We start from the raw sequence: 26,992 nt of genomic DNA, 5'->3' as shown, positions 1-26,992 counted from the left end.
GTTATAAAAATATAACATGTCAAGCGAATCGACCGATGACCCCGTTTTCAAGGCGCTGGCGCATCATCGCCGGCGCGAAATTCTCGACCTGCTCAAGGATGGCCCCCGCACGACGGGGGCGCTTTGCGAAATGTTTCCGCAGATGGACCGCTGCACCGTGATGCAGCATCTGAAAGTGCTGGAAGAGGCCGATCTGGTCATCGCCAGGAAGGAGGGCCGCGAACGCTGGAACCACCTGAACAGCCTGCCGATCAAGCACATCCATGACCGCTGGATCAGCGCCTATGCCGGACACGCTCTATCGATCCTCGACCGGTTGAAAAACGATCTCGAAGGCCAGCCGGAACAATGATCCGGCCTGCAACTTTCCTGCACCCCCATGCATAATTTATGCGTTGCCTGGCAATCCCGGCCCTTATAGCCTCCGGCGCCGAAACACTGAAGAGACGGTGCGATGACGATATTGGTGACGGGAAGCGCTGGCCATCTCGGCGAGGCGCTGATGCGTAGCCTGAGAGGTGAAGGCCGGCCGGCGCGCGGCATCGATGTCAAGCCGTCGGCTTTCACCGACATGGTCGGCTCGATCGGCGATCGTGCTTTTGTCAGACAGGCGATGTCGGACATTCGCCACGTCGTCCATGCCGCGACCCTGCACAAGCCGCATGTGGCGACCCATGGAAATTGCGATTTCCTAGACACCAATGTCGGCGGCACGCTGAACCTGCTCGAAGAGGCGATCGCCGCGGACGTTGCAAGCTTCGTCTTCACCAGCACCACCAGCACCTTCGGTGCGGCATTGACGCCGGCCGCGGGCCAGCCGGCCGCATGGATCACCGAGGAGGTACTGCCGGTTGCCAAAAACATCTACGGCGTGACGAAACTCGCTGCCGAAGGCCTGTGCGAACTCTTCGCCCGCAAATCCCGCCTGCCGGTCGTCATTCTCAGGACCTCGCGTTTCTTCCCCGAACGCGACGATGATCCTGATATTCGCGGCGGCTATTCGGCAGAGAATGCACAAGCCAACGAGCTTCTTCACCGCCGCGTCGACATCGCCGATGTGGCCGGCGCCCATCTGCTGGCGCTCGATAAGGCACCGGCAGTCGGCTTCGGCCGCTACATCATCTCGGCCACGACGCCATTTTCGTCGGACGATCTCGCCGAGATCAGGCGCGACGCGCCTGCCGCCGTCGAGCGGTTGTTTCCAGGTGCGGGTACGCTCTATGCCGAGCGCGGCTGGAAGATGTTCCCGAGCCTCGGTCGCGTCTATGTCAACGCCCGCGCGAGGCGGGAACTCGGCTGGCAGCCGCGCTATGATTTTCGTTTCGTGCTCGATTGCCTCAGCGACAAAAGGGAATGGCGCAGCCCGCTGGCGCTCGATGTCGGCTCGAGGGGCTACCACGACGAGGTCTTCACCGAAGGACCTTACCCGGTCGATCAGGCAACGGCCTGAATTGCAGGCTCTCCCGCATAATTCCTTCAATCGGAACCGATTTAAAGATAAAATCATGCAGCACTTCAAAAGTGCTACAACGTCCTTAGCGCGTCCTTTCAGACGCGCGGCGCTGTAGGAGCGTCATCCAGATATCACGATCCCATCCTAGACCGTTAGCCGGGGATATGGGGGACGAGATCCAGGACGTGTTCTCTCTGCGGATCGATCCCAAGGCCGAGGGTGTCATTTGAAGCGGTGTCCAGCCTGCGGGCGGAAGCCGCTGCAGGAACGCTTTGACCGAGAGGGTATTTCATGAACAACGTCAAATCATACGCATCGCGGCTGTTTGCTGCGGTTCTCGCGGCATCCGCCGCCATTCCGGCCGCAGCAAGCGCGGAGAATTCCGCCACCGTCGGCAGCCTTACCTTCGTCAACAAGGGCCTGGTCGGCATCGGCCGCATCCCGGCCAATCAGCGCGACAAATTCGGCGAAACCTTCGGCTCCGGCTCCGGCATGGCGATCGATTCCGCCGCCTGGAGCCGCGATGGCGCCGGTTACAAGGGCACGCTCTACCTGTTGCCCGACCGCGGTTACAACGCCGTCGGCACCGTCGACTATCGGCCGCGCCTGAACACCATTGCGATCGGCCTGACACCGACCGCTCCGGGTGCGGCGCCAGAGAACGGCAAGGAGCAATCCGGGGTCGATGCGAAACTTGTCGATTCCACCCTGTTTGTCGATGACAAGGGCGGCGACATGACCGGCCTCGACCCGGAATCCGGCGTCCGCGCCGCCGCCGGCGACTTTCCGCCGCTGCCGCAGGCTGTAAACGGCAAGATCGCGCTCGACAATGAAGCCATCATCCACATGACCGACGGAAGCATGTTCGTCAGCGACGAATACGGCCCCTATATCTATCGCTTCGCAGCCGACGGTCACCTGCTCTCGGCTACCCAGCCGCCGAAGGCGCTGTTGCCGATGCGCAAGGGCGCGCTGAGCTTCGCCTCCAACAATCCCGGCCCCGGCGTATCCGCTCCGGATCCGAAGGACCCGGAGACCGGCCGCCAGAACAACCAGGGCCTTGAAGGCATGGCGATGGCGCCGGACGGCAAGTTCATCATAGCAGTGCTGCAGTCGGCAGCCCGCCAGGATGGCGGCGATTCCGGCTCGACCCGCCAGAATACCCGCGCCATGATCTATGACGCCGCCGATCCCGATCACCTGAAGCTGGTGCACGAATATGTCGTGCCGCTGCCGGTCTTCAAAGATGCCAAGGACAAGACGGTGATCGCGGCAGAAAGCGAAATCGTCGCCCTTTCCGACAAGACCTTCCTGATGCTTGCCCGCGACAGCGGCAACGGTCAGGGCCTGAAGGGCGACACCTCGCTCTACCGCAAGATCAACATCGTCGATCTCTCCACTGCGACCGATATCGCCGGCAGCAATTTCGATGCCGGCAAGCCGATCGCGCCGAAGGGCGTCGTCGATCCTTCGCTGACGCCGGCGACGCTGACGCCTTTCATCGACATCAACGACAAGGCCGAGCTTACCCGCTTCGGCCTGCACAATGGCGCACCGAACGACAAGAACAACCTGTCGGAAAAATGGGAAGCCATGGGTCTTGCGAGCGTTCTCGATCCGAACCTGCCGGACGACTATTTCCTGCTTGTCGCCAACGACAACGACTTCCTGACGCAGGATGGTTTCCAGGTGGGCGCAGCCTACAAGGCGGAGGGCGGCGCCGACGTCGACACCATGTTCCAGGTCTTCCAGGTCACCCTTCCCGGCTTGAGGAAGTAGCCGTACTCGACGAAGGGCGGACAGCCATTCAAAGTGCTACAGCGTCCTTTGCGCGTCTAGAAAGACGCGCGGCGCTGTAGCCGCCTTCGCCCGCTTGGTCCGGCGTCTTCGCTGAAGATGGAAGGGAAAGTGCGATCCACGGCAACCGATGGATGTTTACGATCCTGGGTGCCTACAAACGTAGGTGGGCGCCGTGTGTCCAGGCCCACGGGCCTGGCCAGGGACAGCTCCCTTTGGATCGAGTATGGCCCCAGGGATTGTGGTTCCTGTCGAGAGGCGCAGACCGCATCGCGATATATAAGGTCGTTTGCGCCGACGCGCCAGTGGCGGCTGCAAGTCGTCCTTATTTAATTGAAGATCAATTGAGTTCGGGGGCTGGCCGGCCGTTCAGCTTGTCGGTGATGCCGCGAATGCGGGATGAAACCTCGCTGAGCGCCGCCGCGAGGTTCTCCTCGGTGCGGGCAGTAGCGGCAAGCACCGTGTCGCGGTTGCCGCGCAAGGATTCGAGTTCGGATTCCAGCCCGGTGACGCGGCGCGTCAGCTCGGCAATCTCGTCCATGATCATGATACCGGCCATGACCGTAATCCTGAGATCGCCGATTTCCCCGAACTGCCCCTTGAGATGGCCGACATAGCGGTCGAAACGGGTGGCGAGATCGGTCAGGTGATCCTCCTGCCCTTCCTCGCAGGCCATGCGATAGGCTTTGCCGTCGATCGTTACCGTCACCTGCGCCATGCCAAACTCTTTCTATAAGAGCATGATGCCGAAAAGTGTGAGCGGCTTTCGGACGACGTCATGCTCTAACTCTTTCAATGAGAACAGGATCTAGATTTTGGGCCAACCTGGCCTGAAACCATCCTGTTCTAGCGATCCAGAACCGCCCGGATCGTTTCCATGGCCGTCACCAGCCGCCGCGATACCTCGCGGTTGACTTCCTCAAGCCGGTTGGCGCGGAATTCGGCCTCATCAAGCTCCTGCGCCAACCGGGAGCGATCGGCGTGCACGCGCCGCACCTCGCCCTCGATCTCGCCCTGCTCGCGCTCCCGCTCGACGCGCATGTCGACGGCGTTTTCGAGACTCGAAATCGCCTGTCTCAATTCGTTGAGCGCTGCTTCCATGGTTTTGCCTGTGGGCATCATGCCTTCCCGATTCCCGCGCAGGATACGCGAATCGGCACGCCGCGCCGGTCCTGCGATTTCAAAAAGGATATGCAGCTCGCCGACGGCCCGTCAATAAATCCTGTCACTTGCCCACCGGCCTATCTTGTGGATGAGCGGTTTAGAGATCCTCGCCCAGCAAGATTTGTCTTTTGTACAATCGCGCGATCAAATGTCAAAAATCGCGGCGACCCGCCCGGATTTGGTGTCCCATTTGTTGACTTGCTAGCGCCAACTGCTATGTGTCTGCCGCTTTCACTCGATGGTCTTGGAGGCTCTAGGCCATCCCCCGACACCCGGAACTTGCGGAAAAGCCATGACCTCTCCCGAACAACATGACCGGATGGCGAATGCGATCCGTTTCCTCGCCATGGACGCCGTCGAAAAGGCGAACTCCGGCCACCCGGGCATGCCGATGGGCATGGCCGATGTGGCGACGGTCCTGTTCACCAAATATCTGAAGTTCGATCCGAAGAAGCCGCATTGGCCGAACCGCGATCGCTTCGTGCTCTCGGCCGGCCACGGCTCGATGCTGCTCTATTCGCTGCTGTATCTGACTGGCTATCCCGACATGACGATCGAGGATCTGAAGCAGTTCCGCCAGCTCGGCTCGAAGACCGCCGGCCATCCGGAATATGGTCACGCCACCGGCATCGAAACGACGACCGGCCCGCTCGGCCAGGGCATTGCCAATTCCGTCGGCATGGCGATTGCCGAACGCAAGCTGCGCGAGGAGTTCGGTTCCGATCTTCAGGATCACTATACCTATGCGATCTGCGGCGACGGCTGCCTGATGGAGGGCATCAGCCACGAAGCCATCGCGCTCGCCGGCCACCTGAAGCTCAACAAGCTCGTTCTGTTCTGGGACAACAACTCGATCACCATCGACGGCGCCGTGTCTCTGTCGGATTCCACCGATCAGATCGCCCGTTTCAAGGCCGTTCACTGGAACACGATCGAGATCGACGGTCACGATCAGGCCGCCATCGCCGCCGCGATCGAAGCCGCCCACAAGTCCGACCGACCGACCTTCATCGCCTGCAAGACGATCATCGGCTTCGGCGCGCCCAACAAGCAGGGCACCCATAAGGTCCACGGCAACCCGCTCGGCGCCGAGGAAATCGCCGCCACCCGCAAGGCGCTGAACTGGGAATCCGAAGCTTTCGTCATCCCGTCGGACGTCCTGGACAGCTGGCGTGCAGCCGGCGCCCGCTCCGTCGATCTCGTCAACGCCTGGGAACAGGGTCTGGCCAAGGCTCCGGCCAAGGCCGAGTTCACCCGCCGTATGGCAGGCGAGCTGCCGGAAGGCTTCGATGCCGCGATCAGCACCTACAAGAAGAAGCTCGCCGAGACCAAGCCGACGGTTGCCACCCGCAAGGCTTCGGAAGACGCGCTCGAGGTCATCAACGGCTTCCTGCCGGAAACGCTCGGCGGCTCGGCCGACCTGACGCCGTCGAACAACACCAAGACCAGCCAGATGCATTCGATCACGCCGACGGATTTCGCCGGCCGTTACATGCATTGGGGCATCCGCGAGCACGGCATGGCTTCTGCCATGAACGGCATTGCGCTGCATGGCGGCCTCATTCCCTATAGCGGCGGCTTCCTGATCTTCTCGGATTATTGCCGCCCGCCGATCCGCCTCGCTGCGCTGATGGGCATCCGCGTCATTCACGTCCTGACGCATGACTCGATCGGCGTCGGCGAAGACGGTCCGACACACCAGCCAGTCGAACAGCTCGCCGGTCTGCGCGCCATCCCGAACCTGATGGTCTTCCGTCCGGCCGACGCCACGGAAACGGCGGAATGCTGGCAGATCGCCGTCAAGACGCACAATCGTCCTTCGGGCCTTGCGCTGACACGCCAGAACCTTAGCCCGGTCCGCACCGAATACAGCGAAAAGAACCTCTGCGAACAGGGCGCTTATACGCTGGCCGGCAATGCCGACGCCAAGGTGACGATCTTCGCCTCCGGCTCGGAAGTCGAAATCGCCGTTGCCGCCCGCGCAGCCCTTGAAGCCAAGGGTGTCACGGTGCGCGTCGTATCGGTTCCCTGCACGGAACTGTTCTTCGAGCAGCCGGACGCCTACCGCAAGGAAATCCTTGGCAACTCGCCGATCAAGATCGCCGTCGAAGCCGCCGTCCGCGAAGGCTGGGATGCTTTCATCGGACCGGAAGGCACTTTCGTCGGCATGAAGGGCTTCGGCGCTTCCGGCCCGGTAAAGGACGTTTACAAGCATTTCGGCATCACTGCCGACGCCGTCGTTGCGGCCGCGGAAGCAAAGCTTTAATGAGGGCGCCTTGAGGCGCTCTCCATCTCCTCAATTCCAGGCCCTTTCTATCGGGCTCTATTCTATCGGGAGTGAATGAACATGACAGTCAAGGTTGCCATCAACGGTTTCGGCCGCATCGGCCGCAACGTTCTCCGCGCTATCGTCGAATCCGGCCGCACCGACATCGAAGTCGTCGCCATCAACGATCTCGGTCCGGTCGAGACCAACGCCCATCTGCTGCGCTACGACTCGATCCACGGCCGTTTCCCTGCAACCGTAAAGGTCGAGGGTGACACGATCATCGTCGGCAACGGCAAGCCGATCAAGGTCACCGCGATCAAGGATCCGGCAACGCTTCCGCACCGCGAACTCGGCGTCGACATCGCGATGGAATGCACCGGCATCTTCACGGCGCGCGACAAGGCCGCCGCTCACCTGACGGCCGGCGCCAAGCGCGTCATCGTTTCGGCGCCTGCAGACGGTGCCGACCTGACAGTCGTCTTCGGCGTCAACCATGACCAGCTCACCAAGGAGCACATGGTCATCTCCAACGCCTCCTGCACCACCAACTGCCTGGTGCCGGTCGTGAAGGTGCTCGATGACGCCGTCGGCATCGACCATGGCTTCATGACGACCATTCACTCCTACACCGGCGACCAGCCGACGCTCGACACGATGCACAAGGACCTGTATCGCGCCCGCGCCGCCGCCCTCTCGATGATCCCGACCTCGACCGGCGCTGCCAAGGCCGTCGGCCTCGTTCTGCCGCATCTGAAGGGCAAGCTCGACGGCACCTCGATCCGCGTTCCGACCCCGAACGTTTCGGTCGTCGACTTCAAGTTCGTCGCCAAGAAGGCGACCAGCGTCGGCGAAATCAACGAAGCCATCCAGGCGGCTGCAAACGGCAAGCTGAAGGGCATCCTCGGCTACACCGACGAACCGCTCGTCTCGCGCGACTTCAACCACGACAACCACTCCTCGATCTTCGCAAGCGATCAGACCAAGGTCATGGAAGGCAACTTCGTGCGCGTCCTGTCCTGGTACGACAACGAGTGGGGCTTCTCCAGCCGCATGTCCGACACGGCCGTTGCTTTCGCCAAGCTCATCTGAGCGCTGTTAAAGCATCGACAGACAAGCGGCCCGGGAAACCGGGCCGTTTTTTGTTGCCATGTCGCAAACGAAACCAGTCTACCCCGGACTGGTATCTTTTCGCTCATGGCCGGGACGAGATCTGTTAGAATAACTCACCTGGACATTCCACAATGCCCAGTTCCTCGCGCCGCATCGGCCACCGGCCAGGCGCGGAACGCCAATACCGTGCGGCAGCGCTGTCGCCAATATGAGAGAGATGGATGGATTATTTTACCGTAGAAATCGCCGGCCGCGCCGTTGCCAGCTTTCGCTCCGAAAATAGCGAGGATGCGACGCATTTCTTCGAGGCGGAAGACTTTCGCGACGACCTGACCATCCTGGAGTCCGAGGGTAAACCCCTGTGGGACCGCAAGGCCGCGCTGAGCCTGCGCAAGGCGACCGCCGAAGAGGCAAGCGAAGTTGAGCATGCCTATGAATTCGACGACGACCCCGAAAGAACAATCGAGGACGAGTTCGTCGTTTTCCTTGTGCCGGTCGCGGATCTGACCGACGAGGGCGAGGACAGCGAAGACTGACACCGGCCTTTGAAGCCACATCGAAGCGACGGCTTCGGTGTGGCGTTGCCGCTCGCAGGCAAGGATCAATCGCGGATTGGCAATCCGCTCGCCAGGCGTGATAGAATGAGGACAGGCCCAGCGCTGCACAATGGCTGAAATGATCCAAGTGGAGGCGATAAATGGCAGAGGCACAAAAACGCTTGTCCCCCACCACCCTCAAACGGCGGCAACGGTTTCACCCCAAGCGGGACGTCAGACCCGCCGTGCTGGCAAAGGCTAATCGTCTGGTCATCTGGGTTGCCGCGTTCATCGGCCTCGCATTTCTCGCCATCATCATCCTTCAGGCAGTATTGGGATAGCGGAGCGGCGGCGGACCGGCAGGAAAAATCCGTGCCTGTCTTTTTTGCCCTGCTCTCGCCTGATTTTCTTATACATTCTTTGTAGAGAATTTCTCCCGTAGCATTCCGTGGCGGTTGGCCGTCCGGCAGCCGTTCAGCAGCATGATGCAGCATCGCGACGAGGTTAAGCCGCAAGGCCTACCCTTCTCTGGCGTTTTGCCGTTTACTGATGGGCCGCCGCGCGTGAGGAGGGGTTGGATGAAGACGGATCGGCCGGGTGGCCGTATTCGTGAAGCAGTCGATGGAAAGGGGTGGGCATGGAAGCGTTCTATATCGTGGTGCTGGTCTCGACGGCGCTCGTGCTTCTTGCCGCTTTTTCAAGCCTGCTCGCCTTCCGGTTCGGCGCCCCGCTGCTGCTGCTTTTCCTGATGATCGGGCTTGCCGCCGGCGTCGACGGCCTCGGCATCGAGTTCAGCAACAATTACCTCGCCTATATTCTCGGCTCCATCGCGCTCGCCGTCATCCTGTTTGATTCCGGCTTCGGCACGCCGATGCATGCCTTCCGGCTCGCGGCCGTGCCCTCGCTGGCGCTCGCCTCGGTCGGCGTGCTGATTACCGCCTCGCTCTTTGCCTTCGCCGCCATGTGGCTCTTGAACTTCACCTGGCTGGAAGGTCTGCTGCTCGGCTCGATCGTCGCCTCGACGGACGCCGCCGCCGTCTTCTTCCTGCTGCGCATCGGCGGCATCAACATCCGCGACAAGGTGCGCTCGACTCTGGAAGTCGAATCCGGCACCAACGACCCGATGGCGATTTTCCTGACCATCGCCCTTGTCGAGGTGCTGGCAAGCGGCGAGCGCTACGCCGGCATCAATATCGGCATGCTCGCCATGTTCGTCCAGCAGATGGGCCTCGGCGTCATTCTCGGCCTGCTCGGCGGCATGATGATCGTGCTGATCGTCAGCAAGCTCGACACCGATCGCGGTCTGACGCCGATCTTCGTGCTCGCGCTCGCTCTTCTCGTCTTCTCCTTCACCGGCGCCGTCGGCGGCAGCGGCTTCCTCGCCGTCTATGTCGCCGGCATTTACGCCGGAAACCGCAAGATGCAGGCGATCGGCACCATCAAGCGCTTCCAGGACGGCATGACCTGGCTGGCGCAGATCATCATGTTCCTGGTGCTCGGCCTGCTCGCCACGCCGTCGCAATTCCCGGTGATCATCGTGCCGGCCATTCTGCTTGCCCTCTTCCTGATCTTCGTCGCCCGGCCGCTGGCGATCTGGCTGTCGCTGCTCCCCTTCGATTACACGCAGCAGGAAATCGGCTTCGTTGCCTGGGTCGGCCTGCGCGGCGCCGTCTCCATTCTGCTTGCCATCATGCCGATCCTCGGCGGATTGGAAAACGGCCAGATCTATTTCAACACGGCCTTCATCATCGTGCTGGTCTCACTGCTCGTCCAGGGCTGGACGATCAAACCCGTCGCCAAGAAGCTCGGCCTGATCATTCCGCCCCGCATCGGCGCGGTCGACAAGGTCGAGGTCGACTTGCCGGGTGCTGCCAATCACGAACTGCTCTCCTACCGCGTCATCAAGGATAGTCCGGTGCTGCGCGGTGAGCGCATTCCGCGCTGGGCCACACCTTCGCTCGTCATCCGCGACGGAAAATCGATGCGCTATCAATATGCCGGGCGGCTGCGCGAGAACGATCTCGTCTATCTCTTCATCGTGCCGAGCTACTCCCGCCTTCTCGACCGGCTCTTCGCCAGCCGTGCGCCTGTCGATGAAGACGATGCCGAATTCTTCGGCGCCTTCGCGCTCTCGCCCGCCCGCCCCGCCGCCGATCTCGATGCCGCCTACGGTCCCGGCCTGCTAAACGAATCCGAAAAAGGCCTGACCATCGCCGAATTGATGCGGCAGCGCCTCGGCGGCAAGGCCGATTATGCCGACCGCGTCCGTCTCGGCTCGATCATCCTGATCGTCCGCGATCTCGATGAGCACGACCATGTCGCCTCCGTCGGCATGTCACTCGAAGCCGTCGAACCGGCCATCACGCTGCCGATCTTCATTAATCTCAAGGACATTATCGAGCGGATCCGCGACCGGTTGAAGGGGCGCCGGAGGCGAGAAGCGGCGGCCTCCGAAGCCGCTCCGAAAACAGCGGTCGGACGCGACGAAGGCACACACGAAAACGGTCGTTGAACGCCTTGCGTCTCGAATGATCCTTGCTATGGTCGGCGCAATTTCCGCCAACCAAGACTGGATCTCCCCATGCCTTCCTTCAAGACCCTCGACGATCTTTCCGACATCCGCGGCAAGCGCGTTCTCGTCCGCGTCGATCTCAACGTCCCGGTCAAGGACGGCAAGGTCACCGATACGACGCGCATCGAGCGTGTGGCGCCGACGATCCTCGAACTGTCCGAGAAGGGCGCCAAGGTAATCCTGCTGGCCCATTTCGGCCGGCCGAAGGACGGCCCGTCGCCTGAACTGTCGCTGTCGCTGATCGCCCCTTCCGTCGAGGAAGTACTGGATCATGCCGTGTCGACGGCCTCCGACTGCATCGGCGAGGCCGCCGCCTCCGCCGTCGCCGCGATGAATGACGGCGATATCCTGCTGCTGGAAAACACCCGTTTCCACAAGGGCGAGGAAAAGAACGATCCCGACTTCACCAAGGCGCTCGCCGCCAACGGCGACATCTATGTCAACGACGCCTTCTCCGCCGCCCACCGCGCCCATGCCTCCACCGAGGGGCTTGCACACCATCTGCCGGCCTATGCCGGCCGCACCATGCAGGCCGAGCTGGAGGCGCTGGAAAAGGGCCTGGGTGATCCCGCCCGCCCGGTGGTCGCAATTGTCGGCGGCGCCAAGGTCTCGACCAAGATCGACCTGCTGATGAACCTAGTGAAAAAGGTCGATGCGCTGGTCATCGGCGGCGGCATGGCCAATACCTTCATCGCCGCCCGGGGCACCAATGTCGGCAAATCGCTCTGCGAGCATGATCTCGCCGAAACCGCCAGGCAGATCATGATCGAGGCGGCGACATCAGGCTGCGCCATCATCCTGCCGGAAGACGGCGTGATTGCCCGCGAGTTCAAGGCGGGTGCCGCCAACGAGACGGTCGATATCGACGCCATTCCCGCCGATGCCATGGTACTCGATGTCGGCCCGAAATCCGTCCAAGCCATCAGCGCCTGGATCGAGCGCGCTTCGACCCTTGTCTGGAACGGCCCGCTCGGCGCCTTCGAGATCGAGCCCTTCGACGCCGCAACCGTCGGCGCCGCGAAATACGCAGCCGAGCGCACCGCGGCTGGCAAGCTCACCTCCGTTGCCGGCGGCGGCGACACGGTTTCTGCGCTGAACCACGCCGGCGTTGCCGACGATTTCACCTATGTCTCCACAGCCGGCGGCGCTTTCCTCGAATGGATGGAAGGCAAAGAGCTTCCCGGCGTCGCCGTCCTCAACGCCGCTCGGTAACCTGCCCCACGCATCGGCCCGACAATCGGGCCGATGCGTCCGTTTAAAATGTTGGCAGCGTCCTTTGCGCCCGCAAAAGGCGCGCGGCGCGGCAAGCCCGATTTGACAGGTTTTACATGTGGATAGACCGCGGCGGCGAAGAGCCTTTCGCGGTCTTTTGCTCACGCGTTGGAAAAATTCCCATTTTTTCAAACGATTGAATTGATTTCAATCGTTTCAGTGACTTAGGCTTCCATTTTCCTCTCTATAAACTTCTGTTATCGCCGTCCTATATTCTTAAACCGCCGATGTTTAATGCTGTGGAGAGAACGAGAATGAGCGAACGACTGGAAGACATTGCAGTGCAGATGGTTGCAGGCGGCCGGGGACTGCTTGCGGCAGATGAATCGACCTCCACCATCAAGAAGCGTTTCGATACGATCAACCTGGAATCGACCGAAAGCAGCCGCCGCGATTACCGCGAGATGCTCTTCCGCTCTGACGAGGCGATGAAGAAATATATCTCCGGCGTCATCCTGTTCGAAGAGACGCTTTTCCAGAAGGCCGCCGACGGCACGCCTTTCGTCGATATCATCCGCGCGGCCGGTTCCATTCCCGGCATCAAGGTCGACACCGGCGCCAAGCCGATGGCCAAATATCCGGGCGAAACAATCACCGAGGGCCTCGATGGTCTCGGCGAGCGCCTTGCCAAGTATTATGACGCCGGCGCCCGTTTCGCCAAGTGGCGCGGCGTCATCGCCATCTCCTCTTCGCTGCCGACCCGCGGCTCGGTCCGCGCCAACGCTCAGGCGCTTGCCCGCTATGCCGCCCTCTGCCAGGAGGCCAAGATCGTACCGATCGTCGAGCCGGAATGCCTGATGGACGGCAAGCCGGGCGACCACAACATCGACCGCTGCGCCGAAGTCACCGAAGCCACGCTGCGCGTCGTTTTTGAAGAACTGGCCGATGCCCGCGTCAGCCTCGAAGGCATGATCCTGAAGCCGAACATGGTCATCGACGGCAAGAACGCCCGCAAGGCCTCGGTCGAGGAAGTTGCCGAGCGCACTGTCCAAGTGCTGAAGCGCACGGTTCCGTCTGCTGTTCCCGGCATCGCCTTCCTTTCCGGCGGCCAGACCACGGAAGAAGCGACCGCGCATCTTTCCGCGATCAATGGTTTTGACCTGCCCTGGCTCGTCACCTTCTCCTATGGCCGCGCCCTGCAGGACAGCGCGCTCAAGGCCTGGAACGGCAAGCCTGAGAACGTCGCCGCCGGCCAGCGCGAGTTCACCCACCGCGCCGAGATGAACAGCCTCGCCGCCAAGGGCAGCTGGAAGAAGGACCTGGAAAAGGCCGCCTGATTTTTCGGCAGCCTTAACTCAGATGAAGAAGGGGCGGCAACACATCGTTGCCGCCCCTTCTTGCATTGTCACGGCGACAAGAAACCGGCTCGCCTCGCCGGAAAATCGTGATTATCCATAGCCGCAGCCGCAACAGGAGCCGCCATGGACACCCTCTCCTACGTCACCGTCGATGTCTTCACCTCCACCCGCTTCGAGGGCAATCCGCTTGCCGTCATCTCCGATGCGCGGGGCCTGAGCGATGCGGCGATGCAGAGGATCGCCACCGAGTTCAACTACTCCGAAGTCACCTTCGTCCTGCCGCCGGAAAATCCTGAAAATTCCGCCCGTGTGCGCATCTTCACCCCGACGATGGAAGTACCCTTCGCCGGCCATCCGAATGTAGGCACAGCCTATGTGCTCGGCCAGCAGGCGGAGATCTTCGGCAAGCCGGTCGGCGAGAAACTGCGCTTCGAGGAAAAGGCCGGCATCGTCGAGGTCAGCCTGAAACGCAACGGCGGAAGGGTCGCGGCAACAGCCATCCGCGCGCCGCAGCCGCTGACGGTCGGCAATACCATCGCCGAGGAAACCATCGCCCGCTGCGTCTCGCTCGAATCTCGCGCCGTCGTCACAACCACCCACGCTCCGGTCTTTGCCTCGGTCGGCCTGAACTTCGCCATTGCCGAAGTGGGCGGGCTTGAAGCGTTGGCAGCCGCCCGTCCCAACCTTGCCGGCTTCCAGGCGGCCGCCGGCCGCCAGACGACGAGCGGCCACGACTTCTCGCTCTTCGTCTATGCCAGAACATCCGAAAATCCGTGGCATATTCGCGCCCGGATGTTCGCACCGCTCGACAACGTGCCCGAGGACCCGGCAACCGGCAGCGCTTCAGCTGCGCTTGGCGCCTATCTTGTCTCACTTGCGCTGGACGCCGACATGAACGTCCGCATTACCGTCGAACAAGGCGTCGAAATGGGCCGGCGCAGTATCATCTCCCTCGATGTCTCGAAATTCCGCGGCACCGTCACCGATGTGGTCATCTCGGGCAGCTGTGTTCCCGTCATGCGCGGAGAAATCATCCTGCAGGACTGACGATCGCAGGCCGACGACAGGCCTACATCAGGAAATCGCGCAAAAGCAGGTCAACTGCCCAGATCCCGAAAGCGATCAGCGCCATCTTCCAGAAATCCGTCCGCCGCCTGAGGCCGGGGAGCCCGAGCGGCTTGATCAGCTGTATCGCCATGGCAAGGATGAGCAGCAAGGCTATCAGCTTTGTCATGCTTTATTTTTTCCATTTTTCGGAATGTCACAGGACGGACATTTTTCCGCGCCAACACAGGTGCTTCGCACGCCGTAAAGATATTCCGGGGCACAATCAATCATCTTGAGGCTGGGCTGACGCAGGTCATGCCTTATGTCCATTCCAATATCACTGAGACCGAGTCTGGGGAAATGAAGAGAAACCTTCTGTCCGTCGCCGCGCTGCTGTTTGGCACGCTCTTCCTTTTCATGGGCAACGGCCTGCAGGGCATCCTGCTTCCCGTCCGCGGCAATCTCGAAGGCTACGCCACCACGACGCTTGGCCTGCTCGGCACCTCATGGGCCGGGGGCTTCGTCATCGGTTGCCTGGTGGCGCCGAAACTGGTGCGCCGCGTCGGCCATGTCAGAGCCTTCTCCGGCTTCATCTCGATCATCGCCATCATCGCCCTGGTGAGCGGCATCATCATCCATCCGGTCTGGTGGGTGGTTCTGCGCGCCGTTACCGGCTTCTCGACCGCCGGCACCTCGATGATCATCGAAAGCTGGCTGAACGAGCGCGCCAGCAACGAGAGCCGCGGCGCGATCTTCTCGCTCTATATCGGCATCACGCTGCTCGGCGTCGTCGGCGGCCAGATGATGATCCCGCTCGAGGACGTGCGCACGCCGGTGCTGTTCATGATCTGCGGCATTTTTTATTGCATCGCCATGCTGCCGACAACGCTTTCGACCGCCGCTTCGCCACAGCCGCTGAAGGCTGTCCGCCTCGACCTGCCGGCGCTCTATCGCAATTCGCCGGTCTCCTGCCTCGGCATCCTGCTCGTCGGCATCGCCAACGGCGCATATGGCACGCTCGGCGCCGTCTTCGGCGCCGGCGCCGGCCTCTCCGACACCAGCATCGCCATCATGATGAGCGCCACCATCTTCGCCGGCGCCATGATGCAGCTGCCCGCCGGCCGGCTTTCCGATCGTATCGACCGGCGCTATGTGCTCGCCGCCATGTCCAGCGTCGCCGCCCTTGCCGGCTTGCTGATCTTCATACTCCACCCGACGTCACCAGCCTTGCTGATCGGGCTCGTTGTCCTTTACGGCGCGGTCGCTAATACGCTCTATCCGATCGCCGTCGCCCATGCGAACGACTTCGCGGCATCGGAGGATTTCGTCAAGGTCTCCGGTGGCCTGCTGCTGCTCTACGGCATCGGCACGGTGATCGGCCCGACGATCGGCGGCCCCGTCATGTCGGTGATTACCCCGCATGCGCTTTTCCTCGTCACCGCCGTCGCTCACGTGCTGATCACCGTTTACGCCATTATCCGGAGCCGCATCCGCGCCGCCGTCCCGGCCAGCGATCGCGACGCCTATACGACGATCCCGACCGGCACCTCGCCGATGCTGACGCCGCAGAGCATGTCGCTTGCCGATCGCGGCGCAGGCAAAGCGGCTGAAACTGGCAAATCTCCCGAAAGCGGCGATCCTGCTGTAAAGTTCGGCTAATGCATGTCGCCCGGAGCTGTGCAGCGGTTCCGGGATAACGATCTGCGTAAAACAAGGGACTAAAGGATGAATTTAGCCCGGATCGGCCTAAATTCCGATTCCGTACCTTTCGGCATGATGCTCCAGGCAGTAATGGAGGAGAACCCATGAGCTTCATCGATGACGACCGGCCGCAGAAGAAGATAGCCCACGAGATCGGTTCCGATCTCTCCATGCTTTCGGTGGATGAGTTAAAGGCGCGGGTGGATTTGCTGAAGGCGGAGATCGCCCGTCTCGAAGCCGAGGCCACCCGCAAGGCCTCCGGACGGCAGGCAGCGGAAAGTTTCTTCCGCTCGTGATCCGATAAACCCCAAAAAACAAGGCTATAGGCGGATAAATGAACCCGCCTCAAGTCTTAGTTCGGCACAATGTTAATAAAATATTAAGCTTTATAAGATATTACTGTACTCATCCGGATTTTCTCTGGATCTCAGACAGTTTTCCAAGCGGTGAATTGGTCTGATTTTTCTCCCTGTTTTACCTTGAGAGCCGCTTTTGCGGCTCTTCTTTTTCCTTGTGCCCGGCGCTTCTCCACGAAACTGTGGAGATTAACCCTTTCTTAAGAAACGGCTTGCGCATTTGGGCTAATGATACCATCTTAAAGTCATAAAGACCGGGCTCGGAAACTTTTCCGTCGGTGCCCGCGTTACCTGAACATATGTAGCTGCGTGCAACAGGGACTATTGCGATGTCGGAAGTTGGATTGAACACGATCAGTTTTGCAGGTCGCGCCGCTGCATCCTCGCAGTTCAAGGCACTTTATGCGGAAGGCATGTCGCTGGTCGAAGAGACCGCCGCCTATCTCGACGGCCAGGGCCGCGCCGCGTCCAAGGTTCTGCCGCGGATGGCCTCGGTTCTCTACGCCGCAGAATCGATGCGTCTCACCACCCGTCTAATGCAGATGGCCTCCTGGCTGCTGCTGCAGCGCGCCGTCAACAATGGCGAAATGTCCCGTGACCAGGTGCTGGCCGAGAAGAACAAGGTTCGCCTCGACGGCTTCAACGTCGACCGCGCCGCGCCCGGCTGGGGCGACCTGCCGGAATCCTTCCGCGACCTCGTCGAGCGCTCGCTGCGTCTGCAGAACCGTATCGCTTTGCTCGATCGCGAGATCTACCGCCCGTCCGAAGCCGTGATCGTTCACGACAATCAAAACAGCGTCCAGGCCCAGCTTTCCCTGCTGCAGACCGCCTTCGGCAACAACTGACCAGATCTGCGGGAATTCCATACAAACCGGCCGCGTCCGACGCGGCCGGTTTTTCTTTGCCTGAAAACGCCCCTTCCCGACAACGCAAAAAAGCCCGGCAAAACCGGGCTCTTTTCGAATTCCATCGAGCAGAAGGGATTAGAGGCCGAGGCCGCCGAAACGCTTGTTAAACTTGGAAACGCGGCCGCCGCGGTCCATGAGCTGCTGGTTGCCGCCGGTCCAGGCCGGGTGCGACTTGGAATCGATTTCGAGGTTCATGACAGCGCCTTCCGAACCCCAGGTCGAACGGGTTTCGTATTCGGTGCCATCGGTCATGACCACCTTGATCATGTGATAGTCGGGATGGATGCCTGCCTTCATAACAATCTTCCTGCGATACCAGAGTTCAATTTGCCGCATGCAGTTGCGGCCACCGAACCGATTGAATAAATGAAGCCGCAGTCGTGATGGCTACGGCTTCCCATTAGGATGGCGTGCCTATACATGAAGGGCGCCTAGATAACAAGAGCCAACAGGCCGCATTGCGCGGGGCCTGAGGGCGATCGGAGACAATTTGGCAGAGCAGGCACGGGCTGAGGAAAACAAAAGGCGGTCGCTACGGCCGCTCGGTAGGCTGATGCCCTACGTCATGCGTTATCGCGGCCTGGTGGCCGGTGCGCTGACGTCGCTGGCGCTTGCCGCCATCACGTCGCTGGCGCTGCCGCTCGCCGTGCGTCGCATGATTGACCACGGCTTCACCCAGTCCGACGGCCGCTTCATCAACAGCTACTTCGCCATGCTGATGATCATGGCCGTCGTGCTCGCTGTCGCAAGCGCACTGCGCTATTATTTTGTCATCACCATCGGCGAGCGCATTGTCGCCGATCTTCGCCGCGATGTCTTTTCTCATGTGACAAGGCTGTCGCCATCCTTCTTCGACGTCAACCAGTCCGGCGAGATCGTCTCGCGCCTGACCGCCGATACAACGCAGATTAAATCCGCCGTTGGCGCCACGGCCTCGGTGGCGCTCAGAAACCTCATCCTCTGTATCGGCGCGATGGGTATGATGATCGTCACCTCGCCGAAGCTTTCGAGCCTCGTCATCGGGGCGATCCCGCTGATCGTCTTCCCGCTCGTCGCTTTCGGCCGCTCGGTGCGCAAGCGCTCCCGCGCCGCCCAGGATACGCTCGCCAATGCCTCCGCCTTCGCCAACGAGACGATCGCCGCGACCCGCACCGTCCAGGCCTTCAACGGCGAGGATGCCGCAGCGACACGCTACGGCAGCGCCGTTGAATCCGCCTATGAAGCGGCCCGTGCCGCCATCCGCTCGCGCGCGCTGCTGACCGGGATCGCCATCACGCTGATCTTCGGCAGCGTCGTCGCCGTGCTCTGGGTCGGCGCCCACAACGTGCTTGCCGGCACGCTTTCGGCCGGCACGCTGGGCCAGTTCCTGCTCTATGCCGTCATCTCTGCCGGTTCGCTAGGCGCCTTGTCGGAGGTCTGGAGCGAACTCTCGCAGGCAGCCGGCGCCGCCGACCGGCTGACCGAGCTTCTCGACGAAGTCTCGCCGATCGCCGCCCCCGACCATCCGCAGGTTCTTCCTTCGCCCGGCCTTGGCCGCGTCGAATTTTCCGACGTGCATTTTGCCTATCCCTCGCGCCCCGGCAAATCGGCGCTGCATGGCTTGAGCTTGACCATTGCGCCGGGCGAGACCGTTGCCATTGTCGGCCCTTCCGGCGCCGGCAAGAGCACCGTCTTTTCGCTGCTTCTGCGTTTCTACGATCCGCAACAAGGCAGCGTGACGATCGATGGTGTCGACGCGCAGCTGACGACCCCCGAAGAACTGCGCCGGCGCATAGCCATCGTGCCGCAGGATGTCACTATCTTTGCCGCCTCGATCTATGACAACATCGCCTTCGGTCGTCCCGGAGCCTCGCGAGACGAGGTCCGCGCCGCAGCCCTTGCCGCCCAGGCCGACGAGTTCATCACGCGGCTGGATCAGGGTTATGAGACCGAGGTCGGCGAACGCGGCATTACGCTCTCCGGCGGCCAGCGCCAACGCATCGCCATCGCTCGTGCCATCCTGAAGAACGCGCCCGTGCTGCTGCTCGACGAGGCCACGTCGGCGCTGGATGCGGAAAGCGAGACCCTGGTGCAAAAGGCGCTCGACGGCCTTGTCGACGGCCGCACGACGCTCGTCATCGCCCATCGCCTGGCAACCGTATTGAAGGCCGACCGCATCCTCGTGATGGATCAGGGCCGCGTCGTCGAGGAAGGCACCCATCAGAGCCTGATCCGCCACGGCGGCATCTATGCACGATTGGCGCGGCTGCAATTCGATGCCGCCAACGAGGATGTGCTCGCCGCCGCGAAATAGGCGGCCATCCGCTTCTCCGCGACTAAAGTCTGACCCCTCACGCGCCAGCCCACGGTTGTCATTCGCGTCTTCCGCCCTACCCTCTTCATGCCCCGGGGTGGGGATATCGCTGTTGAGATTCTTGGGAGGAGATAGGAATGGCGCCTTTCGATATGACGCGACGTGCGAGCCTTGCGCTCGGCTTCGGTATGCTTGCGGCCTTTGCATCAGGCGCATCCGCCGCTGCTGCCGATTTTCCCGATCGCGCGATCACCATGGTCGTGCCGTTTGCGGCCGGTGGCTCGACCGATGTCGTTGCGCGCATCGTCGCGCAGAAGATGTCGGAGGATCTGGGCCAGCAGGTGATCGTTCAGAACGTCGCCGGTGCCGGCGGCAATCTCGGCGCCGGTAACGTCGCCCGCGCCGAACCCGACGGCTACACGATTCTGATGGGCACTGTCGCGACCCACGCGCTCAATCCGCTGATCCTCAAATCGACCCCCTATGATCCCGAGAAGGATTTCGCGCCGGTCTCGCTGCTCGTCGTCGTGCCGAACGTGCTGGTCGTCAATCCGGAATTGCCGGCAAAGACCGTGCCGGAGCTGATCGCGCTGCTGAAGGCCGAGCCCGACAAATACAGCTATGCCTCGTCTGGCAACGGCACGCCGCTGCATCTGTCCGGCGAACTTTTCAAATCCATGGCCGGCGTCAGCATGCAGCATATTCCCTATAAGGGCGCTGGCCCGGCCTTGAATGACGTCATCGGCAATCAGGTGCCGATCATGTTCGACAACCTGCCCTCGTCATCGAGCCATATCAAGGCCGGCACTTTGCGGGCGCTGGCGGTGACCACGGCCGCGCGCGCGCCCTCCTTCCCCGATGTGCCGACGGTCGCCGAGTCAGGCATACCGGGTTACGAGACCTATACCTGGAATGCGCTTTTCGCCCCGGCCAAGACGCCGAACGAGGTGGTGATGCGTCTCAACGCCTCGGCCAACAAAGCGCTTAAAGACCCGGCCGTTGCCGAACGGATGAAAGAATTCAGCGCCACCATCGTCGGCTCGACGCCGGATGAACTCGCCGCCCATGTCAAGGCCGAGCTCGCCAAATGGGGACCGGTGGTCAAGGGCGCGAACATCCAGATGGAATGACGTCGGCGGCGCAGACCCCTCCGGTTGCGTCCCTGGGAACGGCGACAATTGGACGCCGAGCATCCAATTCTAATTAAGGCAGTGGAAAAGCTCGCCATTTTGATCTAGCCTCCCTAACGCTGATGGTTGCAATTCAGCGTTTCGGGAGACATCCAATGTATAAATTCGAAGTTTATAAGGATAAGGCCGGCGAGTTCCGCTTCCGCTTCAAGGCATCGAACGGGGAAACCATGTTCCTTTCCGAAGGCTACAAGGCGAAGGCGTCCGCCATGAGTGCCATCGAATCGATCAAGAAGAACACGCCAAGCGCTGACGTCGTCGACCAGACGAAGGCCGAGGCCTGAGCAAAATGGCGGCGGCGGCGTAAAGCGCCGCCCTGCCTCTCCGCGCGCCGATGAGCGATGCGGCACCTCGCGCCCGGCCTGTTTCCTTGTGATCTCCGCGCCATTTTTCTTTTTTGCAGATTTCTTGAAAACCATGTCGAAATGACCGCTGGTCGCGCCTCATTGTCTCGGAACGGCTGAACCGCTCCACCGGGCGTCACGGCTTTCGGAATATTCCCGATATGGCGATGCCCGGATCAACGCCACAAAGAGATCAGGAGTTTCCCATGCAATATGCTCTCATCATTCGCGAAGCCGCCGAGGATTTCGCCAACCGCAGCGATCCCGCCTATCGCGACGGCTGGGTCGCCTACAGCAAGGCGCTTGCCCAGGCAGGGATCATGACCGGCGGAGCCGGGCTGACGGCACCGGAGACCGGTACGATCGTGCGCCGCAAAGGCGAGGATCACGACGTTCAGGACGGCCCATATCCGGAAGGCAAGGAACAGCTCGGCGGTTTCTATCTGATCGAAGTCCCCAACATGGACACCGCGCTCGAATGGGCAACACGCGTTCCGATCTCCGACAGGGGTTCGGTCGAGGTGCGTCCGCGCCTGCAAATGTGAAACGGCGATGCCGCCCGATGCGGGACGCGCCGCCGAACAGGTGGCGCGTCAGTCCTACGGCAAGCTAATCGCTTTTCTGGCCGCCCGCTCGCGTGACGTGCCGGCGGCGGAAGACGCATTGTCGGAAGCGCTGGCGTCGGCCCTTCGCGTCTGGCCGGAGCGCGGCGTTCCCGACAAGCCGGAAGCCTGGCTGCTGGTGGCCGCACGCCGCAACCTGATGCAGGCGGCCCGCCACCGCACCGTCGCGGCCAACGCGCAGACGACGATAACCGTCGCCTTCGAGGAGGCGGAGGAACGCATGAACGAGGCCGGCAAAGCCGTCTTTCCCGATGAGCGGCTGAAGCTGCTCTTCGCCTGCACCCATCCCGCCATCGACAGCTCCGTGCATACGGCGCTGATGCTGCAGACGGTTCTCGGCATCGAGGCGAAAACCATAGCACGGGCCTTCGTCGTTTCACCGGAGGCGATGAGCCAACGGCTGGTGCGGGCCAAGGTGAAGATCCGCGATGCCGGCATTCCCTTCGCCATTCCCCCTCGCTCCGCTCTGCCGGAGCGGCTCGCTGCCGTGCTTTCGGCGATCTATGCCGCCTACGGCCTCGGATGGGACGGTCTCGACGGCGAGGAGGAGCGCCATTCGCTTGCCGGCGAAGCGATCTGGCTCGGCCGCGCGCTTCTGGCGGTGCTGCCTGATGAACCGGAAGCGATCGGCTTGCTGTCGCTGATGCTTCACTGCGAGGCCCGCCGCAGCGCCCGGCGCGACCGTAATGGCCGATACGTGCCGCTCGACGAGCAGGATACGGCGGCCTGGAACGTGATCATGATCGCCGAGGCGGATGCGCTGCTGCGCAAGGCCGGAGCTTTCGACCGTTTCGGTCCCTTTCAGTGCCATGCTGCGATCCAGTCCGTGCATGCAACGCGCCGGGTTTCGGGAATGACCGACTGGCCGGCGCTGACAACGCTCTACGCCGCGCTGGTAAAGATAAAACACACGCTCGGCGCACGCGTCGCCGAAGCAGCGGTGATCGGCAGGGCCTTGAGCGCCGCCGCCGGTCTGGAGCGGCTCAATAGGCTCGATCCGCGCGATGCCGCGGCCTATCAGCCCTATTGGGCCGTGCGTGCCTTTCTTCTCGCACGCGCCGGCGACGATGCCGCAGCAGTCGATGCCTACATGACGGCGATCGGCCTCAGCGACAGCCCCGCCGTGCGCGATTTTCTCGCCGACCGGCTGAAGGAGGTGCGACAAGCCACGCCACGCTGATTATTTCTCTGTCAGCTTCAGCTCGATGCGGCGGTTGGTGGCGCGCGCATCCGGTGTTTCGCCGGGCGCAATCGGCTGGAACTCGCCGAAGCCGGCGGCAACCAGCCGGTCGGCCGGCACGCCCTGCGCAATCAGGAACTTGACAACCGAAATCGCGCGCGCCGAGGAGAGCTCCCAATTGTCGCGATAGCGGCCCGTCCCGGCCAGCGGCACATTGTCGGTGTGGCCGTCGACACGCAGCACCCAGTTGATCTCCGGCGGAATTTCCTTGGCGAGATCGAGAAGAGCGGCGGCGAGCTTGCCCATCTCGGTCTGTCCCTCCGGGTTTAGATCGGCGCCGCCCGAGGGAAACAGCACTTCCGACTGGAAGACGAAGCGGTCGCCGACGATGCGGATATTCTCGCGGTCGGAAAGGATCTCGCGCAGGCGCCCGAAAAAGTCGGAACGATAGCGGTTCAACTCCTGCACGCGCGCGGCGAGCGCAACGTTGAGGCGGCTGCCGAGATCGGCGATCTTGGTCTGCGAGACCCGGTCTTTCTCCTCCGAAGCCTGAAGAGCGGCTTCGACGGCGGCGATCTGGCTGCGAAGTGCTGCAATCTGCTGGTTCAGCAGCTCCACCTGGCTCAGCGCCCGCTCGCTGACCTGCTTCTGCTCGTCAAGCTCCTGCGTCATCGCGCCGATTCGCTTCTGCGCCGCGTCCTGCCCGCCGGACCCGGCATTCAGCAGCGCCTGCAGCCGCGATCGATCGCCCTCGGCGCTGGCAAGCGAGGCCTGAAGATTGGCGACCGAATCCTGGAGGTCCTGATTGCTGCCCTTTTCGAGCGCAAGAAGCTGCGTCAGCTCGTTGATCTGGCTGTTGAGGCGACTGAGCACCTCATCGCGTCCGGTGATCTCGCGGCTGAGGATGAACTGCCCGACGACGAAGACCGTCAGCAGGAACATGATTGAGATGAGCAGCGTCGACAGCGCGTCAACGAAGCCCGGCCAATAATCCACCGTGCGTTCACGGCGCCGGTTGCGGGCAAGAGCCATGGCTTACTTGCCCTCGCTCTTTTCTGCCTGACTGGCGCGGTCGCGCACGCGCTCGCTTCGGTCGCCGGCGCGCTCCTGAACGCCGATGCGTTCGGCCAGCCGATCGAGCGTGCGGCGCATCGCCTTGGCCTCGTCCTGTTGCGCCTCGATCCAGTCGCGCAGCATCTGCTGCTCGTTGCGCATGTTCTTGACGAGACCCTGAATGCCTTCGGCAAGGCTCGCCATGGCGGCGACCGAGCGCTGGCTGCCGGCGCCCCCCTCCTCGGAGACCTTGCGCAGATAATCGGAGAGCGCACGCATATCGTCCGAGGAAGCGCCGGCAACGGCGTCGAGGGCCGGCGCCAGGTCGGAGCCGACATCGGTGACCGAGGAGAGCCAGTTTTCCAGCTCCATGTAGAAGCGGTTCTGCGCGCGGCCGGCCTGAAGGTCGAGGAAGCCGAGAATGAGCGAGCCGGAAAGGCCGAGCAGCGAGGAGGAAAAGGCCTGGCCCATGCCCGAAAGCGGGGTGGAAAGCCCTTCCTTCAGCGCCGCAAGCACATCTCCCGTGCCGTTCGAGCCGGCATCGAGCGACTGGATCACCATGCTGATCGAACCGATCGTGCCGATCAGGCCCCAGAAGGTGCCGAGCAGGCCGAGGAAAACCAGAAGGCCGATCAGGTACCGCGAGACATCCCGCGATTCGTCGAGGCGGGTGGCGATGGAATCGAGGATCGAGCGCAGCGCCGTCGTCGATAGCGCCACCGAAGATTTGCGGCTGCCGATCAGCGCCCGCATCGGCGCGAGCAGCCGCGGATTGCGGTTGACCTTGTCGGCGCTGCCGGCGGCGCGGAAGGAGTTGAACCAGCGCACTTCGGGGCGAAGCGCCAGCACATGGTTGAAAACAAGAATGATTCCGACTGCGAGAACACCGACGATCAGGCCGTTGAGGCCCGGATTGTGCATGAAAGCGGTCTGCGTCTGCCGGAAGAGGATGGCGGCGATAAAGCCGACGATGACGAGGAAAAGCAGCATAGTCCAGAGGAAGGGCATGGGGCTCGAAAGCCTGTAGGCATAACCGCTGGCCGTCTTTTCGGTGGAGCCGATCTCCGCCACATTCACATTTTCCATAGGGTCCGCTGCCTCCGGAGTCATTGCTGGCGGAGACTAGAGCAACATTGTGCCGAATTGAAGTATGCCGAGGCGAAAACCGTGACTTTACAACAGCCGGATTTTCGTCCGCTCACTTGGCGGGAATTGGCCGCTTGACGACTTCGATCAACGCCTTATGGATGATCTCGTTGCCGGCGACGATCGTGCCGCTCTCCAGCATCGTTGCACCACCGTCCCAGTCGGTGGCGAAACCGCCGGCTTCGCGGATGAGCAGGATGCCGGCCGCCATGTCCCACGGCGCAAGCTCCGCTTCCCAGAAACCGTCGAACCGCCCGGCAGCGACATAGGCAAGATCGAGCGTCGGCGAGCCCAGGCGGCGGATGCCCGCAACTTCGCCCATCACGTGGCGAAGCTCGACCAGGAACTTGCCGTGATTGCGCTTGCCGAGCGCCGGCACACCGCAGCCGATGACGCAATCCGACAGCGCCCGGCGCGCGGCGACGCGCAGGCGCCGGTCGTTAAGGAAGGCGCCGCCGCCGCGCTCGGCGGTATAGAGCTCGTCGGTCGCCGGATTGAAGACGACGGCGGCAACGATCTCGCCATTGCGTTCGAGCGCGATCGAGACCGCGAAGGCCGGGATGCCGTGCAAAAAGTTCGTCGTGCCGTCGAGCGGGTCGACGATCCAGCGATGCGCGCCGTCGGTGCCCTTGATTTCCTCGCTCTCTTCGCCGAGGAAGCCATAGGTCGGACGCGCCTTGAGCAGCTCTTCCCTGACGATCTTTTCGGCCTTGCGGTCGGCGGTGGAAACGAAATCGCCCGGCCCCTTCACGGAAACCTGCAGGTTCTGCACTTCGCCGAAATCACGTCCCAGCGACTTTCCTGCCTTGAGGGCAGCCTGAACCATGACATTGAGAAGAGCTGAACGGGCCATCGGCGCATTTTTCCTTGGGACTGATACGGGGCGCGCGCGCTGCCAGGGGCGGGAAGTGTCCCTGAACATGCATGACAGGCAGCGCTGCGAAGATTGGCGGCCTCAAGACCACAAAATCAGGGAAATTTCAAGGGGAGGCGCGCATGGCTGCCCTGCGGCGCCGGAAACCATAAATTTATTCTGGACAGATTAGTCCAATAAGAGTAGAAGCCTCGTCATGGCACGACACAAGGAATTCGATCGCAACACCGCCCTTCATGCCGCCATCGGCGTATTTTCCGAGCACGGCTATGAAGGCACCTCGACCGAGGAATTGCTGACGGCGATGAAGATCAGTCGGCAAAGCATGTACGACACCTTCGGCGACAAGCGCGGCCTCTATCTGGAAGCGCTGAAGCGCTACAATGTGGAGAGCATCGACAAGATCATCGCCGATCTTCGCCGCGAAGGCCGGCCGATCGAGGCGCTGGAAGGTGCTCTCGTCGCCTTCGCCTCGCGTCCCGCTGCCGAGGCGCGGCGCGGCTGCCTCGGTGTCAGCGCCATCTGCGAATTCGGCCGCACCGATGCCGAGGTCGCAGCTCTTACCGACAGCGCCGGCCACGCGCTTCACGCGGCGATCGAGAGCCTTCTCGGTGAGGCTCGCAGGACCGGAGACCTCGCAACAGATATCGATATCGCCAACGCCATTCCGTTTCTCGGCGCTGCCTTGGCGGGCATGAAAGTCAGCGCCCGAAACGGCGCCCCACCCGAGACGCTCCGCGCTATCGCACGCATGGCAATCAGAAGCCTTCGCTGACGACGGGGCAATTCCGAACCGGCCTTTCCAC

At 62.1% G+C, this 26,992-nt stretch carries 27 protein-coding genes and 1 other RNA gene; 20 read left to right on the top strand and 8 right to left on the bottom strand.

Annotation, left to right across the window (positions count from 1 at the left end; genetic code table 11):
- The first annotated feature begins 16 nt into the window (after positions 1-16).
- The 3 genes from FHX03_RS19265 (at position 17) to FHX03_RS19255 (ending at position 3,232) form a co-directional block, all read left to right on the top strand.
- A complete protein-coding gene (locus FHX03_RS19265; RefSeq protein ID WP_183854995.1) occupies positions 17-352 on the top strand; it encodes an ArsR/SmtB family transcription factor in 336 nt (111 codons plus the stop codon).
- 102 nt (positions 353-454) lie between these two features.
- Positions 455-1,450, top strand: coding sequence for an NAD-dependent epimerase/dehydratase family protein (locus tag FHX03_RS19260; protein ID WP_183854993.1), 996 nt, complete (start codon positions 455-457; stop codon positions 1,448-1,450).
- Positions 1,451-1,744: 294 nt separating this feature from the next.
- Complete coding sequence (locus FHX03_RS19255) at positions 1,745-3,232, top strand: esterase-like activity of phytase family protein (protein WP_183854992.1); 1,488 nt, start codon at positions 1,745-1,747, stop codon at positions 3,230-3,232.
- 129 nt (positions 3,233-3,361) lie between these two features.
- On the opposite strand, the gene ssrS is transcribed toward FHX03_RS19255, so the two are convergent.
- From ssrS to FHX03_RS19240, 3 genes are all read right to left on the bottom strand, one after another.
- A non-coding RNA gene (ssrS, locus tag FHX03_RS19250) (6S RNA) lies at positions 3,362-3,520 on the bottom strand.
- Positions 3,521-3,590: 70 nt separating this feature from the next.
- Positions 3,591-3,968 (bottom strand): cell division protein ZapA, encoded by a 378-nt coding sequence (locus tag FHX03_RS19245; protein WP_003590299.1) that lies wholly within the window; start codon positions 3,966-3,968, stop codon positions 3,591-3,593.
- Positions 3,969-4,096: 128 nt separating this feature from the next.
- On the bottom strand, positions 4,097-4,372 hold the full coding sequence (locus FHX03_RS19240) for a DUF4164 domain-containing protein (RefSeq protein WP_183854990.1): 276 nt from the start codon (positions 4,370-4,372) through the stop codon (positions 4,097-4,099).
- A gap of 334 nt (positions 4,373-4,706) precedes the next feature.
- Between FHX03_RS19240 and tkt the strand changes: the two genes are divergently transcribed.
- From tkt to FHX03_RS19200, 8 genes are all read left to right on the top strand, one after another.
- Positions 4,707-6,680 (top strand): transketolase, encoded by a 1,974-nt coding sequence (gene tkt / locus FHX03_RS19235; RefSeq protein ID WP_097629219.1) that lies wholly within the window; start codon positions 4,707-4,709, stop codon positions 6,678-6,680.
- A gap of 81 nt (positions 6,681-6,761) precedes the next feature.
- Entirely contained in the window at positions 6,762-7,772 is a 1,011-nt protein-coding gene (gene gap, locus FHX03_RS19230) for a type I glyceraldehyde-3-phosphate dehydrogenase (RefSeq protein ID WP_097629294.1), read from the top strand.
- A gap of 242 nt (positions 7,773-8,014) precedes the next feature.
- Positions 8,015-8,329, top strand: a complete 315-nt coding sequence (locus FHX03_RS19225) for a hypothetical protein (RefSeq protein ID WP_183854988.1) — start codon at positions 8,015-8,017, stop codon at positions 8,327-8,329.
- A gap of 161 nt (positions 8,330-8,490) precedes the next feature.
- Positions 8,491-8,670 carry a hypothetical protein gene (locus FHX03_RS19220; RefSeq protein WP_183854986.1) on the top strand — a complete coding sequence of 60 codons (180 nt, stop codon included), beginning with the start codon at positions 8,491-8,493 and terminating at the stop codon, positions 8,668-8,670.
- A gap of 296 nt (positions 8,671-8,966) precedes the next feature.
- Positions 8,967-10,841, top strand: coding sequence for a potassium/proton antiporter (locus tag FHX03_RS19215; RefSeq protein WP_097629217.1), 1,875 nt, complete (start codon positions 8,967-8,969; stop codon positions 10,839-10,841).
- Positions 10,842-10,910: 69 nt separating this feature from the next.
- Positions 10,911-12,113 (top strand): phosphoglycerate kinase, encoded by a 1,203-nt coding sequence (locus tag FHX03_RS19210; RefSeq protein WP_183778672.1) that lies wholly within the window; start codon positions 10,911-10,913, stop codon positions 12,111-12,113.
- A 314-nt stretch (positions 12,114-12,427) separates the two neighbouring features.
- On the top strand, positions 12,428-13,450 hold the full coding sequence (locus FHX03_RS19205; protein ID WP_183778671.1) for a class I fructose-bisphosphate aldolase: 1,023 nt from the start codon (positions 12,428-12,430) through the stop codon (positions 13,448-13,450).
- 144 nt (positions 13,451-13,594) lie between these two features.
- Positions 13,595-14,518 carry a PhzF family phenazine biosynthesis protein gene (locus FHX03_RS19200; RefSeq protein WP_183854984.1) on the top strand — a complete coding sequence of 308 codons (924 nt, stop codon included), beginning with the start codon at positions 13,595-13,597 and terminating at the stop codon, positions 14,516-14,518.
- A gap of 22 nt (positions 14,519-14,540) precedes the next feature.
- On the opposite strand, the gene FHX03_RS19195 is transcribed toward FHX03_RS19200, so the two are convergent.
- Entirely contained in the window at positions 14,541-14,705 is a 165-nt protein-coding gene (locus FHX03_RS19195; protein ID WP_183778669.1) for a hypothetical protein, read from the bottom strand.
- A 173-nt stretch (positions 14,706-14,878) separates the two neighbouring features.
- Here FHX03_RS19195 and FHX03_RS19190 point away from each other — a divergent pair, with 173 nt between their 5' ends.
- From FHX03_RS19190 to FHX03_RS19180, 3 genes are all read left to right on the top strand, one after another.
- Positions 14,879-16,177 (top strand): MFS transporter, encoded by a 1,299-nt coding sequence (locus FHX03_RS19190; protein WP_183854982.1) that lies wholly within the window; start codon positions 14,879-14,881, stop codon positions 16,175-16,177.
- A 146-nt stretch (positions 16,178-16,323) separates the two neighbouring features.
- Positions 16,324-16,515, top strand: a complete 192-nt coding sequence (locus FHX03_RS19185; protein WP_183854980.1) for a DUF1192 domain-containing protein — start codon at positions 16,324-16,326, stop codon at positions 16,513-16,515.
- A 389-nt stretch (positions 16,516-16,904) separates the two neighbouring features.
- On the top strand, positions 16,905-17,420 hold the full coding sequence (locus FHX03_RS19180; RefSeq protein ID WP_003542804.1) for a DUF1465 family protein: 516 nt from the start codon (positions 16,905-16,907) through the stop codon (positions 17,418-17,420).
- Between the two features lie 138 nt (positions 17,421-17,558).
- Here FHX03_RS19180 and rpmE read toward each other — a convergent pair whose 3' ends face one another.
- Positions 17,559-17,780, bottom strand: a complete 222-nt coding sequence (gene rpmE / locus FHX03_RS19175) for a 50S ribosomal protein L31 (RefSeq protein WP_003566413.1) — start codon at positions 17,778-17,780, stop codon at positions 17,559-17,561.
- Between the two features lie 193 nt (positions 17,781-17,973).
- Here rpmE and FHX03_RS19170 point away from each other — a divergent pair, with 193 nt between their 5' ends.
- The 5 genes from FHX03_RS19170 (at position 17,974) to FHX03_RS19150 (ending at position 23,113) form a co-directional block, all read left to right on the top strand.
- On the top strand, positions 17,974-19,776 hold the full coding sequence (locus FHX03_RS19170; protein ID WP_183854978.1) for an ABC transporter transmembrane domain-containing protein: 1,803 nt from the start codon (positions 17,974-17,976) through the stop codon (positions 19,774-19,776).
- 137 nt (positions 19,777-19,913) lie between these two features.
- Entirely contained in the window at positions 19,914-20,906 is a 993-nt protein-coding gene (locus tag FHX03_RS19165) for a Bug family tripartite tricarboxylate transporter substrate binding protein (protein WP_097629209.1), read from the top strand.
- Positions 20,907-21,061: 155 nt separating this feature from the next.
- Positions 21,062-21,250: a YegP family protein gene (locus FHX03_RS19160; protein WP_003566419.1), complete on the top strand. Its 189-nt coding sequence runs from the start codon at positions 21,062-21,064 to the stop codon at positions 21,248-21,250.
- A gap of 266 nt (positions 21,251-21,516) precedes the next feature.
- Positions 21,517-21,855: a YciI family protein gene (locus FHX03_RS19155; RefSeq protein ID WP_097629208.1), complete on the top strand. Its 339-nt coding sequence runs from the start codon at positions 21,517-21,519 to the stop codon at positions 21,853-21,855.
- A gap of 7 nt (positions 21,856-21,862) precedes the next feature.
- Positions 21,863-23,113: an RNA polymerase sigma factor gene (locus tag FHX03_RS19150; protein ID WP_183854976.1), complete on the top strand. Its 1,251-nt coding sequence runs from the start codon at positions 21,863-21,865 to the stop codon at positions 23,111-23,113.
- Here the strand turns inward: FHX03_RS19150 and FHX03_RS19145 are convergent, their stop codons facing one another.
- From FHX03_RS19145 to FHX03_RS19135, 3 genes are all read right to left on the bottom strand, one after another.
- Complete coding sequence (locus FHX03_RS19145) at positions 23,114-24,145, bottom strand: peptidoglycan -binding protein (protein WP_003590279.1); 1,032 nt, start codon at positions 24,143-24,145, stop codon at positions 23,114-23,116.
- 3 nt (positions 24,146-24,148) lie between these two features.
- Positions 24,149-25,252, bottom strand: coding sequence for a MotA/TolQ/ExbB proton channel family protein (locus FHX03_RS19140; protein ID WP_054185080.1), 1,104 nt, complete (start codon positions 25,250-25,252; stop codon positions 24,149-24,151).
- A 112-nt stretch (positions 25,253-25,364) separates the two neighbouring features.
- Positions 25,365-26,165: an inositol monophosphatase family protein gene (locus FHX03_RS19135; RefSeq protein WP_097629206.1), complete on the bottom strand. Its 801-nt coding sequence runs from the start codon at positions 26,163-26,165 to the stop codon at positions 25,365-25,367.
- Positions 26,166-26,382: 217 nt separating this feature from the next.
- Between FHX03_RS19135 and FHX03_RS19130 the strand changes: the two genes are divergently transcribed.
- The gene (locus tag FHX03_RS19130; protein ID WP_097629205.1) at positions 26,383-26,961 is read left to right on the top strand and encodes a TetR/AcrR family transcriptional regulator; all 579 of its coding nucleotides are present in this window, start codon (positions 26,383-26,385) and stop codon (positions 26,959-26,961) included.
- Positions 26,962-26,992 lie beyond the last annotated feature (31 nt).

Origin of the sequence: Rhizobium sp. BK456 (assembly GCF_014194045.1) — a bacterium.
Taxonomy (GTDB): Bacteria; Pseudomonadota; Alphaproteobacteria; order Rhizobiales; family Rhizobiaceae; genus Rhizobium; species Rhizobium redzepovicii.
Note: the sequence above shows the minus strand (reverse complement) of the source record. Positions and strands in the feature narration are given on the sequence as shown.

Coding starts and splice junctions, on each gene's coding strand:
- FHX03_RS19150 (WP_183854976.1), top strand. CDS start 21,863: ATGCCGCCCGATGCGGGACGCGCCGCCGAACAGGTGGCGCGTCAGTCC.
- FHX03_RS19180 (WP_003542804.1), top strand. CDS start 16,905: ATGTCGGAAGTTGGATTGAACACGATCAGTTTTGCAGGTCGCGCCGCT.
- FHX03_RS19200 (WP_183854984.1), top strand. CDS start 13,595: ATGGACACCCTCTCCTACGTCACCGTCGATGTCTTCACCTCCACCCGC.
- FHX03_RS19255 (WP_183854992.1), top strand. CDS start 1,745: ATGAACAACGTCAAATCATACGCATCGCGGCTGTTTGCTGCGGTTCTC.
- gap (WP_097629294.1), top strand. CDS start 6,762: ATGACAGTCAAGGTTGCCATCAACGGTTTCGGCCGCATCGGCCGCAAC.
- FHX03_RS19195 (WP_183778669.1), bottom strand. CDS start 14,705: ATGACAAAGCTGATAGCCTTGCTGCTCATCCTTGCCATGGCGATACAG.
- FHX03_RS19185 (WP_183854980.1), top strand. CDS start 16,324: ATGAGCTTCATCGATGACGACCGGCCGCAGAAGAAGATAGCCCACGAG.
- FHX03_RS19240 (WP_183854990.1), bottom strand. CDS start 4,372: ATGATGCCCACAGGCAAAACCATGGAAGCAGCGCTCAACGAATTGAGA.
- FHX03_RS19145 (WP_003590279.1), bottom strand. CDS start 24,145: ATGGCTCTTGCCCGCAACCGGCGCCGTGAACGCACGGTGGATTATTGG.
- tkt (WP_097629219.1), top strand. CDS start 4,707: ATGACCTCTCCCGAACAACATGACCGGATGGCGAATGCGATCCGTTTC.
- FHX03_RS19155 (WP_097629208.1), top strand. CDS start 21,517: ATGCAATATGCTCTCATCATTCGCGAAGCCGCCGAGGATTTCGCCAAC.
- FHX03_RS19210 (WP_183778672.1), top strand. CDS start 10,911: ATGCCTTCCTTCAAGACCCTCGACGATCTTTCCGACATCCGCGGCAAG.
- FHX03_RS19165 (WP_097629209.1), top strand. CDS start 19,914: ATGGCGCCTTTCGATATGACGCGACGTGCGAGCCTTGCGCTCGGCTTC.
- FHX03_RS19260 (WP_183854993.1), top strand. CDS start 455: ATGACGATATTGGTGACGGGAAGCGCTGGCCATCTCGGCGAGGCGCTG.
- FHX03_RS19140 (WP_054185080.1), bottom strand. CDS start 25,252: ATGGAAAATGTGAATGTGGCGGAGATCGGCTCCACCGAAAAGACGGCC.
- rpmE (WP_003566413.1), bottom strand. CDS start 17,780: ATGAAGGCAGGCATCCATCCCGACTATCACATGATCAAGGTGGTCATG.
- FHX03_RS19265 (WP_183854995.1), top strand. CDS start 17: ATGTCAAGCGAATCGACCGATGACCCCGTTTTCAAGGCGCTGGCGCAT.
- FHX03_RS19205 (WP_183778671.1), top strand. CDS start 12,428: ATGAGCGAACGACTGGAAGACATTGCAGTGCAGATGGTTGCAGGCGGC.
- FHX03_RS19160 (WP_003566419.1), top strand. CDS start 21,062: ATGTATAAATTCGAAGTTTATAAGGATAAGGCCGGCGAGTTCCGCTTC.
- FHX03_RS19245 (WP_003590299.1), bottom strand. CDS start 3,968: ATGGCGCAGGTGACGGTAACGATCGACGGCAAAGCCTATCGCATGGCC.
- FHX03_RS19215 (WP_097629217.1), top strand. CDS start 8,967: ATGGAAGCGTTCTATATCGTGGTGCTGGTCTCGACGGCGCTCGTGCTT.
- FHX03_RS19130 (WP_097629205.1), top strand. CDS start 26,383: ATGGCACGACACAAGGAATTCGATCGCAACACCGCCCTTCATGCCGCC.
- FHX03_RS19135 (WP_097629206.1), bottom strand. CDS start 26,165: ATGGCCCGTTCAGCTCTTCTCAATGTCATGGTTCAGGCTGCCCTCAAG.
- FHX03_RS19190 (WP_183854982.1), top strand. CDS start 14,879: ATGAAGAGAAACCTTCTGTCCGTCGCCGCGCTGCTGTTTGGCACGCTC.
- FHX03_RS19220 (WP_183854986.1), top strand. CDS start 8,491: ATGGCAGAGGCACAAAAACGCTTGTCCCCCACCACCCTCAAACGGCGG.
- FHX03_RS19225 (WP_183854988.1), top strand. CDS start 8,015: ATGGATTATTTTACCGTAGAAATCGCCGGCCGCGCCGTTGCCAGCTTT.